16 protein-coding genes and 1 tRNA gene are annotated in these 15,964 nt (G+C 66.5%); 6 read left to right on the top strand and 11 right to left on the bottom strand.

Translation table 11 applies throughout. The features are described from left to right. Positions 1–83: 83 nt before the first annotated feature. Positions 84–494 (top strand): hypothetical protein, encoded by a 411-nt coding sequence (locus ACX0GZ_RS04850; protein ID WP_458813934.1) that lies wholly within the window; start codon positions 84–86, stop codon positions 492–494. A 149-nt stretch (positions 495–643) separates the two neighbouring features. Here the strand turns inward: ACX0GZ_RS04850 and dapF are convergent, their stop codons facing one another. Beyond that, the gene (dapF, locus tag ACX0GZ_RS04845; protein ID WP_458813932.1) at positions 644–1,594 is read right to left on the bottom strand and encodes a diaminopimelate epimerase; all 951 of its coding nucleotides are present in this window, start codon (positions 1,592–1,594) and stop codon (positions 644–646) included. Positions 1,595–1,723: 129 nt separating this feature from the next. On the opposite strand from dapF, the gene ACX0GZ_RS04840 reads away from it, so the two are divergent. After that, positions 1,724–4,147, top strand: a complete 2,424-nt coding sequence (locus ACX0GZ_RS04840) for a DUF2339 domain-containing protein (RefSeq protein ID WP_458813930.1) — start codon at positions 1,724–1,726, stop codon at positions 4,145–4,147. Here the strand turns inward: ACX0GZ_RS04840 and ACX0GZ_RS04835 are convergent. Beyond that, positions 4,137–4,592, bottom strand: a complete 456-nt coding sequence (locus ACX0GZ_RS04835; protein ID WP_458813928.1) for a DUF6456 domain-containing protein — start codon at positions 4,590–4,592, stop codon at positions 4,137–4,139. The two genes, ACX0GZ_RS04840 and ACX0GZ_RS04835, sit on opposite strands and share 11 nt — an antisense overlap. A gap of 93 nt (positions 4,593–4,685) precedes the next feature. Between ACX0GZ_RS04835 and ACX0GZ_RS04830 the strand changes: the two genes are divergently transcribed. Continuing rightward, positions 4,686–5,267: a helix-turn-helix domain-containing protein gene (locus tag ACX0GZ_RS04830; protein ID WP_458813926.1), complete on the top strand. Its 582-nt coding sequence runs from the start codon at positions 4,686–4,688 to the stop codon at positions 5,265–5,267. A 15-nt stretch (positions 5,268–5,282) separates the two neighbouring features. Here the strand turns inward: ACX0GZ_RS04830 and ACX0GZ_RS04825 are convergent. After that, positions 5,283–5,358 (bottom strand) — tRNA-Val (locus ACX0GZ_RS04825). Between the two features lie 87 nt (positions 5,359–5,445). On the opposite strand from ACX0GZ_RS04825, the gene ACX0GZ_RS04820 reads away from it, so the two are divergent. Beyond that, positions 5,446–6,279: an inositol monophosphatase family protein gene (locus ACX0GZ_RS04820; RefSeq protein ID WP_458813924.1), complete on the top strand. Its 834-nt coding sequence runs from the start codon at positions 5,446–5,448 to the stop codon at positions 6,277–6,279. Positions 6,280–6,291: 12 nt separating this feature from the next. Here ACX0GZ_RS04820 and ACX0GZ_RS04815 read toward each other — a convergent pair whose 3' ends face one another. From ACX0GZ_RS04815 to ACX0GZ_RS04790, 6 genes are all read right to left on the bottom strand, one after another. Further along, a complete protein-coding gene (locus tag ACX0GZ_RS04815) occupies positions 6,292–7,290 on the bottom strand; it encodes a hypothetical protein (RefSeq protein WP_458813922.1) in 999 nt (332 codons plus the stop codon). A gap of 109 nt (positions 7,291–7,399) precedes the next feature. Continuing rightward, positions 7,400–8,941, bottom strand: a complete 1,542-nt coding sequence (locus ACX0GZ_RS04810; protein WP_458813920.1) for an NAD(P)(+) transhydrogenase (Re/Si-specific) subunit beta — start codon at positions 8,939–8,941, stop codon at positions 7,400–7,402. A 28-nt stretch (positions 8,942–8,969) separates the two neighbouring features. Beyond that, positions 8,970–9,263: an NAD(P) transhydrogenase subunit alpha part 2 gene (locus ACX0GZ_RS04805; RefSeq protein ID WP_458813918.1), complete on the bottom strand. Its 294-nt coding sequence runs from the start codon at positions 9,261–9,263 to the stop codon at positions 8,970–8,972. A 3-nt stretch (positions 9,264–9,266) separates the two neighbouring features. Further along, the gene (locus ACX0GZ_RS04800) at positions 9,267–9,647 is read right to left on the bottom strand and encodes an endonuclease domain-containing protein (RefSeq protein ID WP_458814330.1); all 381 of its coding nucleotides are present in this window, start codon (positions 9,645–9,647) and stop codon (positions 9,267–9,269) included. Between the two features lie 77 nt (positions 9,648–9,724). Then, positions 9,725–10,846, bottom strand: a complete 1,122-nt coding sequence (locus ACX0GZ_RS04795; RefSeq protein ID WP_458813916.1) for a Re/Si-specific NAD(P)(+) transhydrogenase subunit alpha — start codon at positions 10,844–10,846, stop codon at positions 9,725–9,727. A gap of 1 nt (position 10,847) precedes the next feature. After that, positions 10,848–10,970 carry an aa3-type cytochrome c oxidase subunit IV gene (locus ACX0GZ_RS04790; protein ID WP_458813914.1) on the bottom strand — a complete coding sequence of 41 codons (123 nt, stop codon included), beginning with the start codon at positions 10,968–10,970 and terminating at the stop codon, positions 10,848–10,850. Between the two features lie 154 nt (positions 10,971–11,124). Between ACX0GZ_RS04790 and ACX0GZ_RS04785 the strand changes: the two genes are divergently transcribed. Beyond that, positions 11,125–12,549 (top strand): sigma-54-dependent transcriptional regulator, encoded by a 1,425-nt coding sequence (locus ACX0GZ_RS04785; protein ID WP_458813912.1) that lies wholly within the window; start codon positions 11,125–11,127, stop codon positions 12,547–12,549. A 53-nt stretch (positions 12,550–12,602) separates the two neighbouring features. Then, complete coding sequence (locus tag ACX0GZ_RS04780) at positions 12,603–13,349, top strand: SDR family NAD(P)-dependent oxidoreductase (RefSeq protein WP_458813910.1); 747 nt, start codon at positions 12,603–12,605, stop codon at positions 13,347–13,349. A 109-nt stretch (positions 13,350–13,458) separates the two neighbouring features. Here ACX0GZ_RS04780 and folP read toward each other — a convergent pair whose 3' ends face one another. Both folP and ACX0GZ_RS04770 read right to left on the bottom strand, forming a co-directional pair. Continuing rightward, positions 13,459–14,586 (bottom strand): dihydropteroate synthase, encoded by a 1,128-nt coding sequence (gene folP, locus ACX0GZ_RS04775; RefSeq protein WP_458813908.1) that lies wholly within the window; start codon positions 14,584–14,586, stop codon positions 13,459–13,461. A 101-nt stretch (positions 14,587–14,687) separates the two neighbouring features. Further along, positions 14,688–15,818 carry a DNA methyltransferase gene (locus tag ACX0GZ_RS04770; protein ID WP_458814328.1) on the bottom strand — a complete coding sequence of 377 codons (1,131 nt, stop codon included), beginning with the start codon at positions 15,816–15,818 and terminating at the stop codon, positions 14,688–14,690. Positions 15,819–15,964 lie beyond the last annotated feature (146 nt).

Here is a 15,964-nt window from a genome sequence, read left to right as displayed (position 1 = left end):
CCCGCTGCCACAGGGGCACGGTATCCCGGTTATGGGCCGGGCGCTGCCGCGCGCACCCTATCCGCGAACGAAGCGCGCGCGCAATGGCGGTTAAGCCCGTCTATACCGTCGACGGCAAACGCTGGATGCCGATCGGTCGTGCCGCAAAGCTCATCGGCACCAACACCGCGACCGTGAAGCGGATGATGGGCGACGGTCGCCTCGAATGGAGTCAGAACCCGAATGGCCTCGCCCTGCTGGTAGAGGAAACGGGCGTGCTCGCGCTGCGCCGGGAACGCGGCACCGGCCTGGCAGAGGTTCGCAAGCGCGCCGCCGCGCCGCTGACCACCGCCGACCAGCGCGGCACCTCGATGGCCGCGACCGCCGCCTCGCGCCGTTCTGCCGTATCGGGCGGCGGCGGCCTCGGCGTGTTCGACAAAAGCTGGGATCCGACCCCCGTCGCCCGCCCCGCCTTGCCGCCGCTTGGCCTTCCGCCGAAACCGCGCACGCCCTGACGCATGCCGGGCTTGACCCGTCATTGCGCCCGACGCCACCACCCATCCAGCCCCTCGCGCACCCTTACGCGTTTGGAACGGACACCCCCTGAATCCGTTCGTTTCGAGCGAAGTCGAGAAACCTGAACGACGCGCCCGGCCCGCTGGCCTCACCCGGCGCCCACTACCGCCGCCCACGCCGCGACCTCGTCCCCCCGCTCGCGCAACGTCTCGACCGCGCCCAGCGCCCCCGTCGCCGGGTCGTAATCCACAGCCCGGTCCGCCTCGAACGTCGCGTTGCCCGCGATCGACACCACCGGTCCGCCCGCACCCCGCTCGACCATCGCGCGGACCAGCCCGCCGCGATTGCGCACCGTCACCCAGCGCGCGTCCGCCATCCGCCCCGTCAGCACCGCCGCCAGCGTCGATGCCGCCATAGCGCTCCCGCAGCTGTCGGTCAGGCCGACCCCGCGCTCATAGGTTCGAACGAAAATCGTGCTCGGATCTTCGTGCCGGACAATACTCACATTGGCGCGAGCGGGCAGCACTGGCGGCGCGGCCTCGCACCATTCGCCCAGCGCCACCAGCTCGCCCTCGTCCACCGCATCGACGAACGCCACCAGATGCGGATTGGGCATCGCCACCGCCGTAAAGGCGCGGTCACTCGGCAATTCCGGGGCCGGCGTGTCGATCAGCTCCGCCGCCCCGATCCGCAACCCCACATCGCGCGTCGCCATCGAAACCGGCCCCACCCGCGTCAGGATCGTCTCCACCCCTGGTGCAATCGGCTCGGCGCGGGCGACATCGGCGCTGCTTGTCTTCAACTTCACCCGCGCCGCATCCAGCCCCAGCAATTCGAACCCCAGCCGCGCGGTGCAGCGCAACCCGTTCAGACACGTCTCCGCCTCCGACCCGTCGCTGTTGAACATTTTCATCCCGAACGCGTGATCTTCATCGCCATCGACCAGCGCCAGCAACCCGTCGCCCCCCACCGGCCCGCTTCGATCCGCCAACGCCCGCGCCAGCCTGGCCCAATCGGCGTCTGCCCAATCCCAACCCCGCCCGTCGATCAACGGAAAATCATTCCCCGACCCATGACATTTGATGAATTCAATCCGCATGATGCCTCAGATAGTCTTTGGTCGCGCCGCTGGCGAGGGGATCGTCACCCCGCCGCAAGCGTCCAGTCCGGCGATCCGCACGAGACAAGCCCGCTACCTTGTGCGAAAAGCCCTCGCGATGCGTAACGGATGTTCTGGGTGATCGGACTGCTGCTGCTCGCCGTGCTGGTCCTGACCGGCGTCGCGGTCCATCAGCATCGCCGGCTGTCCGCGGTCGAGCGACGCGCCGACCGGCTTGAGTCGCTGCTTGGGCAGCACGACATATCGTCGATCGCCGAACGGGTTCAGGCCGGACCTTCGACACCCGCGCCCGACGCACGGCCGCCGCGCGCGCCGATCGACCTTGAATCGATGATCGCGGGTCGTCTTCCCATCTGGATCGGCGGCGCTGCCCTCGTCCTTGCGGGCTTCTTTCTCGTGCGCTGGTCGATCGAATCCGGGCTGCTCGGGCCCGGCGTCCGCGTCGTCCTCGCCGCATTGTTCGCCGCCGCGCTCATCGCCGCGAGCGAGGCCGCGCGTCGCATCCCCGCCACCGCCGACGACCCGCGCATCGGCCAGGTGCTGGCGGGTGCGGGCATCGCTTCCGCCTATGGCACGCTGTACATGGCTGCCGCGCTCTACGACCTGATCGGCGCGTTGCCCGCCTTCATTCTGATGATCGCCGTCACCGCAGCGGGCCTGGTCCTCGCACTGCGCCACGGGCCACCGACGGCCGTGATGGCGCTGGTGGGCGGGTTTACAGCACCCCTGATCGCCGGGTTCGACGTGGCGGGCATCGGGCCCTTGCTCGTTTATCTGGGCCTGTTCGTGGCGGCATTGTTCGGGCTGGCCATCCACCGCGGCTGGGCATGGCTGGCCTTGGCCGCGACGGCCAGCGGTTTCGCCTGGATCAACCTGTTGCTGTTTCTGCTCGGCCCCGGCGATCTCCCCGCCGTCGGGTTGTTCGTCGTCCTGCTCGCGATCGGCGCGACCCTCGCGCTCCCCGCGACCGAGATGCGACGCGGCTGGGTCCGCCTTCTTCCGCTCGCCGCGGGGCTGATCCAACTCCTGTTGCTCGCCCCCGCGCTCGATTTCTCCCTGCTGGCATGGGGGTTCTACCTTACCCTCTCTGCCGCCGCGCTCATCCTTGCATGGCGCGACCCGCGCCTCGTCATCGCCGTCGTGGGTGCGGCCCTGCTCGTCCTCGTCCTGCTCGCGACCGCGCTGTTCCAGCCCCAGCCCGGCGCAGCCCCGTGGATGGCGGTCGTCGCAACCCTGTTGTTCGGCGGCGCCGGTCATGTGCTGGCCACGCGCGATCGCAACTGGTCGCTGGTTGCCATTGCGGGCACCGCGGGCCCTTGGATCATCGCGCTTGGCACCATCGCCCCGCGCATGGCCGATACGCTCTGGATGGCGACCGGCCTCGCGCTCGCGGCCGCCTGCGCCAGCCTCGCGTGGCGACGCCGCGCGCTGGTCGACACCCGCGACCCGGGCCTGACCCTCGGCAGCGCGTTCGCCGCGATATTGTTCGTCCTCGCCCTCGATCGCCTCGTTCCCTTCGCCTGGGTCGCGCTGCCGATCGTCATCGCAATGGCGGCGCTCGCCTGGTGGGCCGACCAGACGCCCGATCGCGACCTCGCACGCCTCCCGACCCTAGCGTTCGCCGCCGCCATCCTCGCCGCCGCGCAACCGCTGACCGAATGGCTCGGCGCCGCATCGCAAGGCCTCACCGGCAACGCGCTGATCTATGTCGCGCTTCCCGATCCGCTGGCTGCACTGCGCAGCTTCGCGCTCCCCGCCATCGCCGTCTTCGCACTCCTCAAATGGCGCCCCACCACCTTCGCCACCCACCGCCCACAGGTCGCGCTGATCGCCACCGCCCTAGCGCTGATCGCGCTCCACATCCTCGCCAAGCAAGTCTTCGCGATCGCCACGCCATCCGCATTCGTCGCCAACGGCTTCCTCGAGCGCGTGCTCATCACCCAGGCGCTGCTCGCCACCGCCTGGCAGCTCCACCGCAGCGACCGCGCGACCAAATTGGCCGCCGCACTCACTGCACTCGCGCTGTTCCGAATCCTCTGGTTCGACCTGATCGTCTTCAACCCCGTCTTCGTACCGCAGTCGGTCGGCGCGGTCCCGGTCGCCAATTTCGCAGTCGCGCACGCCGCGCTTGCCGCCTTCTGGCTCTGGACAATGCCGCCACGCCGCTGGCTGCGCCTGTCTGCCGCCGCAACGACCTTGATCGCGGGGGTCGTCCTCGTCCGCCAGCTCGCGCAGGGCGACATCCTCACCGGCGGCATCGGCGTCACCGAAAACTGGGGCTATTCCGCCGTCCCTCTGGGCATCGGCCTGTTCTGGCTCTGGCGCGGCATCGCGACCGAAAAGCGCGACCTGCGCACCCTCGGCATCGCCCTCCTCACCGCCGTCACGTTCAAGGTCTTTCTCTTGGATGCCGCACGGCTCGACGGCGTGCTCCGCGTCCTGTCGTTTCTCGGCCTGGGGCTCGCGCTGATCGGCATCGGCGCGCTCTATGGCCGCTTCCTCCGCCGCCCCAAGCCCACGCCTACCGCCTGAGCGCGTAATGTTCGGCCAACCGGTCGAGCGCCAACCCAAGCACCAGCTTGCCCGCGCGCTGAGGCCAACCCAGCGCCCGCTCGGCATCGGCCAGCCGCTCGTCGGCGCACACCACGCGCCACAGCACGTCGCTCAGACCCGGCCCCACGCCCGCGATCGCCGCGTCGAACCGGCGTTTCGCTTCGATCTGCGCGGTGGTCGGGTCCAGCGCCTCGCCCGAACGCCCGCGCGGCGTGGCATCCCACCGCATCGTAACACTGGGCGCGATCGACGCGCGCTCGTAATCGCCGCGCAGCCGTTCTCCCGCCTCGATCTGCCGCGAATCGATCAGCTTGCGCGCGCCCAGCCAGCTCAGCGCCGATTCGCCCAGATTGACGGTAACGCTACGCCCGCGTCCCGGCAGTGCCACCCCCGCATCCAGCCGTCGCTCCACCAATTCGCGCATCCACATTTCTCCCATAACCAGAATCGCCGCTTGCCATCAACGGCACATTGTAGGAAAGAAGAAAAACCAGATCGGTTAATGAAAGGCTGGGTGATGATTACCGCCATCCGCGAAGTCCGCCGCGCTCAGGGCCTGACTCTCGATCAGGTCGCCCAGCGCTGCAATCCGCCCACCACTGCGCAAACGATCGGACGGTTAGAAACCGGCACCCGCACGGTCTCGGTCGGCTGGCTCAACCGCATCGCCGACGCGCTCGGTGTCGATGCGTCGGACCTGGTGGCGATGCCCGACCGCCCCGACATCCCGGTCGCCGCGATGCTCGACGCCGACGGCGCCAGTGCCCCGCGCCATAAATGGCGCGTCACCCCGCCGAAGCCGACTCCGCGCCTCGTCGCGGTCACGGTCCATGCCGGGATCGGCGATTATCGCAGCGGCGACGACATCTGGTGCGAGCGCCTCGACCCCGAACATTTCGTCAACGCGCTCAACCGCGACATCCTGGTTCCCCGCCCCGCAGGCCGCTATCTGTTCGGCCGCTTGATCGGTCGCGAAGCCCCCGCTGGCGACACCCCCGGCAAGCTCCACTTGCTCCCCTTGGGCAGCGGCCAGCGCCAGCAAGTCGTCACAGACCCCGCCTGGATCGCCGAAGCCGTCCGCCTTGTGCGGCGTCTGTAAGGGAAAGCCAGGAAATGGTGGGCGATGACGGGCTCGAACCGCCGACCCTCTCGGTGTAAACGAGATGCTCTACCAACTGAGCTAATCGCCCGGATGCCCGGAAGCTGCGCGTGTAGCGGGTTTGGGGCATTGGTCAATACGCGGTGGGAAGCAACTGCGCTCCGGCAAAACCCATTTCATGGCTGTTTCGTCGCCGTTCGCGACATGGCATGTGATTGCCATGATGGACCGGATCGCACAACTGTTACGGGATGTCGCATCCTCGGTCGTCATGCCGCGCTTTCAGACGTTGCGTTCGGGGGATATCGAAGAAAAGTCTCCAGGCGAAATCGTGACCATCGCCGACCGCGAGGCCGAGGCAGCAATCACAAGCGCCTTGCTCTCTCTTCGACCGGGAAGCCGCGTCGTGGGCGAGGAGGCATCGGCAGTCGATCCTTCGCAACTGTCCGCTCTCGACCAAGGAGATGTCTGGCTGGTCGATCCGCTTGACGGCACCGCCAATTTTGCAGCCGGCCGCACTCCGTTCGCATTGATGGTTGCACTGCTGTCCAACGGCGAAACGATCGCCGCCTGGATGCTCGATCCCGTAACCGGGAGGCTTGCTGTTACCGAACGAGGCAGCGGCGCCTGGATGGATGGCAATCGTGTCACGACTGCAAAAGGGTCAAGAGGCGCAGATCAATTACGCGGCGCGGTTTTCGGTCGCTTCATGCCGCCAGATATCCGCACGATCGTCGAGGCGCGGGCCGGAAACATCGGCGAGCAATTACCTGGATATATGTGTTGCGGAGCAGAATATCCCGCAATCGCTACCGGAGAGGAGGACTTCGCCCTATACTGGCGCACGCTTCCTTGGGATCACGCCCCAGGCGCCTTGTTCCTAACGGAAGCTGGCGGCCATGTCGCTCGACCGGGAGGCGAGAGATATCGTGCCGCAAGCGGGGGCGGCGGCCTGCTCGCGGCGCGATGTGCGGAAAGCTGGGATCAGGCGCATGCTGCGCTCTTGAGGTAGCGCGACACCCTCTCACCCCATCGTCAACCCGGCCCGCTCGACCGCTGCGACATAACCCCGCATCCCCTCGCCCGCCGCTTCCGACAAGCCGATAAACGCGCGCCGTTTGTCCAGCGGGTCGGCTTCGCGTTCGATCAGCCCCGCTTCGCTCAGCGTCGAAATCCAGCGCAGCGCCGTCGTCGGGGGAACCGCGGCGGCAATGCACAGGCTGGATACCGACACCCGCGCATGTTCGAGCTTTGCCGCGAACAGGTCGAGCAGCATGTCCCAGGCCGGATCGGCAAACAACGTCGCCTCGAAAAACTGGTCGCGCATCCGCCGCGCCTTGATCGCGCTGCGGATCTTGCCGGCAAGCGCAAGTTCGTTAGTCGCCGGGACTGCGGGCGGCGCGCCATAGCGTAACGGCGCCTCGTGCAAGGTTACGCCGCGCGGGCGTCCTTCGCCATCGGCCGCGCGCATCGGGTCGCGCCCCGTCAGCCGCGCCAGCGCATCGGCGATCCGCGCGACATCCTCGTCCAGCCGTTTCAGCCGCTCATGCTCGCTCTCGCGCGCCAGGTCGGACAGCGCCGCGCCGCCGCTTGCCTCGCGCACCAGCGCGATCGCCGCGGTGCGCTCGGCCAGGCTGGGCGCACACAGCAGCTGCACGCCGCGCCCATGCAGCCGCGCCGACACCGGATCGATCTGATCGACATCGATCGCCGCGATGACCGGCACCCCGCCGCCATCCTCACCGGCATCGACACCATGATCCGATGTCAAAAGCTGATCGATGGCGCGATCGACGGCGTGCGGGCTCGCCCCCGCACATTCCAGCAGGATGAGGTCGACCGCGACCTGCCCGGCCAGCCGTTCGCCCAACCGGTCGAGCGGCACTTCGGCCACCAACCGCCCGCCGGCGATCCCGACGGCCTTGGCCGCCGCCGCCAGCCCCGCCGCGTCGTCGCCCGCGACAATCACGCTCAGCGCATCGACCGCGCCCTTTCCCTGCATCCCCCACATGTCGCGATCCATGACGCCCCCGTTTCGGTTCATGCTCTGTTCGCACGAACCTATTGGCTCATCGCCCGGATGCCAGCGCGAATATCTCCGATCTGGATCGAACTCGCGCAATCCGCGCACCTCAGTCGAGCGACTTGACGATCTCCTCGACCATCTTCTTCGCGTCCGCCAGCAGCATCATCGTGTTGTCGCGGTAGAAGACCTCGTTATCGACGCCCGCATAGCCGACTCCGCCCATCGACCGTTTGATGAACAGCACGGTCTTGGCCTTTTCCACGTCGAGGATCGGCATGCCGTAGATGGGCGAGGACTTGTCGGTCTTGGCCGCCGGGTTGGTCACGTCGTTCGCGCCGATGACGAAAGCGATGTCGGTTTGCGCGAACTCCGAATTGATGTCCTCCAGCTCGAAGACGTTTTCATAGGGCACGTTCGCCTCGGCGAGCAGCACGTTCATATGCCCCGGCATCCGCCCTGCCACCGGGTGGATCGCGTATTTCACGCGGACGCCGTGCTCCTGCAGCTTTTCCGCCATTTCGCGAAGGACGTGCTGCGCCTGCGCTACCGCCATGCCGTATCCGGGGACGATGATGACCTGTTCGGCCTGGCTCATCAGGAACGCAGCATCCTCCGCCGATCCGCGCTTCCACGGCCGGTCTATCGCCTGCGCATCGCCCGATCCGCCGCCGCTGTCGCCGCCGAAGCCACCCGCGATGACGCTGATGAAGCTGCGGTTCATCGCCCGGCACATGATGTAGCTGAGGATCGCACCCGACGATCCGACGAGCGCACCGGTGACGATCATCGCGGTGTTGCCAAGCGTGAAGCCCATCGCCGCGGCCGCCCAGCCCGAATAGCTGTTGAGCATCGACACGACGACCGGCATGTCCGCGCCGCCGATCGGGATGATGAGCAGGAACCCGACGAGGAAGGCGAGCGCGGTGATGGTGAAGAACAGCGCCGGGCTTTGCTCGACGGTGAAATAGCCGACGCCGCCCAGGATCGCCGCCATCACCCCCAGATTGATGACGTGCCGTCCGGGCAGCAGGATCGGCTTACCCGACATGTTGCCGTTGAGTTTCAGGAAGGCGATGACCGATCCCGAAAAGGTGATCGCCCCGATCGCGACGCCCAGCCCCAGCTCGATCGAACTGACCGCATTGATGAGGCCGCTGTCGGGATCGGTGATGCCAAACGCCTGCGGATTCAAATAGGCCGCGACCCCCACCAGCACTGCCGCCATCCCGACCAGCGAGTGAAACGCCGCGACCAGCTGCGGCATCGCCGTCATCGCGATCCGCCGCGCAATGGTAAGTCCGATCACCGCGCCAATGGCAATGGCGGCCAATATTTCGGCGGCTGTGATCCAATCAATTTCAAAAGCTGCCGCATAATCGATTCTTTGGCAGGATGGGTCAGCGTCTGTTTGGTTTAGCTGGCTGCCTGCCACATAGAGCTGATTACATATTTGTCCTGCGCGTGTGACCATTGATCCTGGCAGATGCATCACCAGCGTCGTGACGACCGCGATCCCCATGCCGATCATGCCATAGCGATTGCCGCGCCGCGCGGTTTCCGGGGACGACAGCCCGCGCAACGCGAGGATGAAGCACACCCCCGCAATCAGGTACGCCAGCGCCACCCAGGGGTTCACCGCTTCATGCATCGCTCACACTCCCCCTCACGTCCCGCGATCACTTGGCCGCCGGCCGTTCTTTCTTCTTGTACATCGCCAGCATCCGCGCGGTGACCGCGAACCCGCCAAAGATATTGATGCTGGCGAGGACCACTCCCAGCAGTCCCAGCCACTTGGCCCCCGGCACGCCCGCCGCCGCCGCCGCGATCAGCGCGCCGACGATGATGACCGAGGAAATCGCATTGGTCACCGCCATCAGCGGCGTGTGCAGCGCAGGCGTCACCGACCACACGACATAATAGCCGACGAAACAGGCCAGCACGAAAATCGACAAGATCGAAATGAAGTCCATGATCTACTCCTGATCCTCCCCGGCACGGGGAGGGGGACCGTCCGAAGGACGGTGGAGGGGGCGTGCGGCAAGCGACCCGATCGACGCTGCCACCGCATCGGCATTGCGGATAATATCGACGGCAACGATACGAATTAAGCGATAGCCATTATCGCTCAAAAACCGGTCGCGACGAGCATCGTGTTCGACCGCAGCGGGCTGCGAATGGATGTCGCCATCAACCTCGATCACGAGTTTTGCACTCGCGCAGTAGAAATCGACGACATACTGCCCAATCGGATGCTGCTTGCGGAACCGCATACCTGCGGCACTGCCACGAAGTCGCTGCCACAACAGCACTTCGGGATAGGTCATGGCGCGACGTTGGCGACGGGCCAGCGCCACTTCAGGTCGAAGCTGTCGGGGCACGCCCCCTCCACCACGCCCTGCGGGCGCGGTCCCCCTCCCCGTGTCGGGGAGGATCAAGAGAGCAACCTCTCGCTCACAACCTTGCCACCCTGCGTGACCCGCACGGCGTTGCCGATCTCTTCGTCCAGCACCGGACGCCCCGTTTCCTTGTCCCAGAAGGCGGAGAGGAAATTGAACAGGTTGCGCGAGAAAAGCGCCGACGTATCCGCCGCCAATCGGCTGGGCACGTTCCTGTGGCCGACGATCTTGACCCCGTGGCGCTCGACGACTTCGCCCGCGACCGCCCCTTCGACATTGCCGCCCTGTTCGACCGCCAGATCGACGATCACGCTGCCGGGCTTCATGCTCGCGACCTGAGCGTCGGAAATCAGCCGCGGTGCGGGCCGTCCGGGGATCAGCGCCGTCGTGATGACGATATCCTGCTTGGCGATGTGGCTCGATACCAGCTCGGCCTGGGCCGCCTTGTATTCGTCGGACATTTCGGTGGCATAGCCGCCCGATCCCTCACCCTCGATCCCCTTCACATTCTCGACGAAGATCGGCTTCGCGCCCAGCGACAATATCTGCTCGCGGGTCGCGGCGCGCACATCGGTCGCCGACACCTGCGCGCCCAGCCGCCGTCCGGTCGCGATCGCCTGCAATCCGGCGACGCCCACGCCCATCACGAACAATTTCGCCGCCGAGACGGTCCCGGCGGCGGTCATCATCATCGGAAAGGCGCGGCCATATTCGCCTGCGGCATCGAGCACCGCCTTATATCCGGCCAGATTGGCCTGCGACGACAGGATATCCATCGATTGCGCGCGCGTGATGCGCGGCATGAATTCCATTGCCAGCGCCTCCAGTCCAAGCGCGGCATAACGGTTCACCCGCTCGCGCTCGCCGAACGGATCGAGCCCGGCAACCAGCCACGCGCCCGGCTTCACGCCGCCCAGGCTGTCGGGGTCCGGCCCCTGCACGCCCAGCACGATGTCCGCGCCCGCCAGCACACTTGCGCGGTCGCCGACCGTCGCGCCTGCGTCGGCATAGGCCTGATCGCTGATCGACGCATGCGCGCCCGCACCTGCCTCGACCGCCATGTCGGCGCCCAGGGCGATGAATTTCTTGACCGTCTCCGGCGTGGCCGAAACCCGCCGCTCGTTCGCGGCGCCTTCCTTCAGGACCGCGATCCGCACCTTATGCGATCAACCAGACAACGAATGCCGCGACGATGGCGCTGGCGATGGTGCCCCATTTCATCAGCACGGTGAAACCCGAATAGGTGCCCTCGGCCTGCTTCATATTGCCGTTACCGGCCATGATCGTCCCCTGAATTTTCAAAACCCGTGGTCCATTCTCTAGCCAGCACCGCGCTTTCCCTCAAGTCCGCTCGCGCTTCGCCGCGTTTAAGCCCGTCTTTACGCCTTGGCCTGTAAATCTGCCTCGATATGGGACAGATTCGGGAAGTGGATGCATGACGCGTAACGGCCAGCGCCTGTTGATGCTGATCGACGACGAACCGGCACAGCGCCGTCTGGTCGCCGCAATCGCTGCGCGTCGCGCGTGGCGCACCATCTTTGCCAAGGACGCCGAACAGGCGCTGGCGACGCTCGGCACGCCCGACGGCATGGCGCTCGACGCGATCCTGCTCGACAGCTGGGCACCCGATTCGGACGCGCCCGCGCTGATCGCCGAATTGCGCGAGAACCGCCCCGCGCTGCCCATCCTGATGCTCACCGCCAACGGCTCGGTCGGCGCGGCGGTATCGGCGATGCGCGCGGGCGCCAGCGATTTCCTGGCCAAGCCGATTGCGCCGGAACGCCTGCTCGGTGCGCTGGAGGCCGCCGTCGGCAGCGGCGCCAGCGGCGAGCTTCGCCCGCTGACCGAAAAACTCTCGCACCCGCTGGGCTTCGACGAGATCGTCGGTGCCGCGCCCCAGTTTCGCGCCGCGCTCGCCATCGCCGCAAAAGCGGCCCGCTCGCGCGTGCCGGTGTTGATCGAGGGCGAAAGCGGCGTCGGCAAGGAAGTGGTCGCAGAGGCCATCCACGCGGCGTCGCCCCGCTCGAAAAAGCCGATCATCTCGGTCAATTGCGGCGCGATCCCGTCGAACCTGGTCGAATCGGAGCTGTTCGGGCACGAAAAGGGCGCGTTCACCGGCGCGTTCGAGCGCAAGATCGGGCGTTTCCAGGAAGCCGATGGCGGCACCATCTTTCTCGACGAAGTCGGCGAAATGCCCTTGGAGGCGCAGGTAAAGCTGCTCCGCCTGCTGGAAACCGGCGAAATCCACCCGATCGGCGCGCGCCGCAGCATCGACATCGATGTCCGGGTTATTGCCGCGACCAACAAGACGCTGATCGAGGAAGTCGAGGCCGACCGCTTCCGCGAAGACCTATATTACCGGCTGAACGTCGTTCAGGTCACGATCCCGCCCTTGCGCGACCGCATCGGCGATCTGCCCGCCTTGTCGCGGCACCTGTTGTCGCGCATCGCCAAGCAGCCGGGCCTGCGCCCGTTGGGCATCACCGACGAAGCGATCGGCCTGTTCGCCAGCTACGACTGGCCGGGCAATGTCCGCCAACTCCACAACGCGCTGTTCCGCGCGGCGGTACTGTGCGACGGCGATGCGTTGACGCGGGCGGACTTCCCCCAGATCGCGGCGCATTCCGAAGGACGATCGACCACCGGCAGCCGCACCGCGCTGGCCGCGACCAGCGGCATCACCCTGTTCCGCAGCGACGGCAATTTGCGCGCGTTGGAAGAAATCGAAGCCGATGTCATCCGCCTGGCGATCGGCCATTACCGCGGCCGCATGACCGAAGTCGCAAGGCGACTGGGGATCGGTCGTTCGACGCTCTATCGCAAGCTCGGCGAACTCGGCATCGACCAGCACGTCGCGTAAAATACCGGCGGAACCGCTAACCGGTCTTGCCAAAAGCCGTTAGCCTGTCGATCATGACCCAGACATTCACCGGTAAAACCGCGCTCATCACCGGCGCCGCATCCGGCATCGGCAAGGCCGCCGCACAACATCTCGCCGCCAACGGCGCCAAGCACCTGACCCTGGTCGACCGCGACGCCGCCTCTCTCGAAGCGCTGCAGCTCGCCTGCTCCATCGAAAGCATCCCCGGCGACGTATCGGACGAAGCGCTGTGGGATCGCCTCGACCTCGCCAACCTCGATCTCGCCGTCGTCAACGCAGGGGTCGCCGGCGCGTCGCCCATCGCCAGCCACGATTACGCCGAATGGCGGCGCATCCTCGGCGTCAATCTCGACGGCGCCTTCCTGACGCTGCGCGCCGCCCTTCGCGCGATCAACGACGGCGGCGCGATCGTCACCGTCGCCTCCGCGTCGGGGCTGAAGCCCGAACCCGGCGTCGCCGCTTATGGCGCGTCCAAAGCCGCGCTCATCCACCTGACCAAGGTCGCCGCCAGGGAAGCCGCGCCCCGCCGCGTCCGCGTCAACGCGATTGCCCCCGCAGGCGTCGAAACTCCCATTTGGGACGCGGTCCCGATGTTCGCCGACCGTGCCTCAGAAATTGGCCGCGACGCCGCCTTAGCCGAGCTGGCGGCAATGGCCACCCCGTTCGGCCGCTATGCCAAGCCGGAGGAGATCGCCGAACAGATCGCATTCCTGCTATCGGATGCGGCTTCGCTCATCACCGGCAGCGTGCTGGTCAGCGATGGCGGCTATTTGCTGTAATCACTCCCGATCTCTCACCCGTTCGTTACAAGCGAAGTCGAGAAACGCTCCATCGAGTCCAGCGCAGGATTCTTGACCTTGCTCGAAACGAAGTGGGGATTGGATTTGGTCAACCCAATCGCTGGGTCAGTGCGGCATCCCGCAATCCCCGCCACACGCGGACCGCCTGCACCGTCTCCATCACATCGTGGACGCGGATGATCTGACATCCGCTTTCCACCGCCTTCATCGCGAGCATCAGGCTGCCGCCCAGTCGTTCGCTCGCGGGCGCTTCGTTCGACAGTGCCCCGATCAGCCGCTTGCGGCTGGCACCCAGCAGCACCGGGCACCCCAGCGCGTGGAACAGCGCCAACCCGTTCATCAGCGCCAGATTTTGCGCGACTGTCTTGCCAAAGCCGATTCCCGGATCGACGATGATCTTCGCGCGATCCACGCCCGCAGCCGCTACCGCGTCGATCCGCGCCTCCAGCCAGTCATAGACCGCGAGCAAGGCGTCACCGGGCGGCATCTCGCCATGTCCGCCGCCCTTCGGGTTGGGGGAATGCATCAGCACCACCGGGCAACCGCCGCGCGCCACGACCTCGACCGCGCGATCGTCATAGGCAAGGGCCGCGACATCGTTGACGATTGCCGCCCCCGCGCCCAGCGCCGCCTCCATCACTGCGGCCTTGCGCGTGTCGATCGACACGAGATTGCCGCCCCGCGCCAGCCGCTCGACTACTGGCACCACGCGCGCGACTTCGTCGCCTTCCCATACGGTCGCCGCCCCGGGCCGCGTCGATTCGCCACCGACATCGATCAGCGCCGCCCCGGCCTCGGCCAAGCGCGCGCCTGCCTCGGCGGCGCCCGCCGAATCGCCGTCATGCGCGCCGCCATCGGAAAAACTGTCGGGCGTGACGTTGAGGATGCCCATCACCTGCGGCTGGTCGAACCGCAGCACCCGCTCGCCCAGCGTCATCGCCGGGCGCGGCGCGGCGAGCCGAGCGTGCTGGTCGCGCAATCGCGCGGCCTGCGCTTCCGACACTGCGCCCATTACCGCGTCGAGGTCAGCCACATCGACCGCCAAGGAAGCGACCCGCTTGCCACCCTCGGCAACGATCAAATCGTAACCCGAATGAAACAGCATCCCGCCCGCCAGCCGTGCAAACGCCCCATCGCGCCCCACCGGCGAATCGATGAACCGCTCGGGCCGGAGATAGAGGCGGGCGTCGGGGGAGATGGGGGGAAACTGAATCATCACCAACCCCTAACCGGTCGTTTCGAGCGAAGTCGAGAAACGTCCGCCAGCCCGACGATCGCGTTTCTCGACTTCGCTCGAGACGAACGGAGGGAAGGACATCAGGGCTGCGTCGCCAGCAGATACGTCTGCCGCAGCGTATCGATCGGCTTCAACCCGTCCGCCGTCTCGTGATGCCAGAAGGTCCAGCCATTGCACGACGGCGCGCCCTGCAATGTCGCGCCCAGCTTGTGGATCGACCCCTCGACCCCGTCGCACGACAGCGACCCGTCGGCGCGGACTTCTGCGCGCCACCGCCGCTTCGCATCGCTCAGCACTGCGCCGGGCCTAAGATACCCGTTTTCGATCAGCGAACCGAAGGCAACGCGCGGCGCGGCACGACCCGCCTGCATCGTCGTGATTGCCGATTCGTCGAGCGGCAGGGCGGCGGCGATCCGCTCCTTCGCGGCCTCGATATAACCGATTTCGCGCTCGATCCCGATGAACCGCCGCCCCAGCCGCTTGGCGACCGCGCCCGTCGTCCCCGTCCCGAAAAACGGGTCGAGTACGACATCGCCCTTCTTCGTCGTCGCCAGCATCACGCGGTACAACAGCGCCTCGGGCTTCTGGGTCGGATGGACCTTGACGCCGTCCTTCTTCAACCGCTCCTGCCCGCCGCAGATCGGGAATTCCCAGTCCGATCGCATCTGCAATTCGTCGTTCAGTGTCTTCATCGTCCGATAGTTGAACGTATAGCGCGCCTTCTCCCCCATCGACGCCCAGATCAACGTCTCGTGCGCGTTGGTGAAGCGGGTGCCCTTGAAATTGGGCATCGGATTGGCCTTGCGCCACACCACGTCGTTCAGGATCCAGAAGCCCAGATCCTGCACTGCGGTGCCGACACGAAAGATGTTGTGATAGCTGCCGATCACCCAGATCGAGCCATTGGGTTTCAGGATGCGCCGCGCTTCCTTCAGCCAGGCGCGGGTGAAGCGGTCATAGGCGGCAAAGCTGTCGAACTTGTCCCACTCGTCATCGACCGCATCGACCTGGCTGCCGTCGGGACGCAGCAGGTCGCCGCCGAGCTGGAGGTTGTAGGGCGGATCGGCGAAGATCATGTCGATGGATGCAGCGGGCAGCGCCTTCATCGCGGCAACGCAATCGTCCATCAAAATCTGGTCGAGCGGGAGCGCGGGCGCGAGCGCCGCCTCTTTCTTTACGCGGCTCACCCGCGCCTTTTCGATTACCGCCATCATTGCCCCCGGTTGTTGGAGCGCAGGATATCCCGGCGACCCCACCGCTGCGTCAAGCGAACATTGGTTAACGAAACGGCTTACGAAATGGTTAACGTGAACGCTTTCCCTCTGGACAAACGAGATGTTGAGTCCGCGACTTATCC

Source organism: Sphingomonas aestuarii (genome assembly GCF_054457155.1).
The sequence above is the reverse complement of the archived record's forward strand: the minus strand, read 5'-3'. Positions and strand labels throughout refer to the sequence as shown.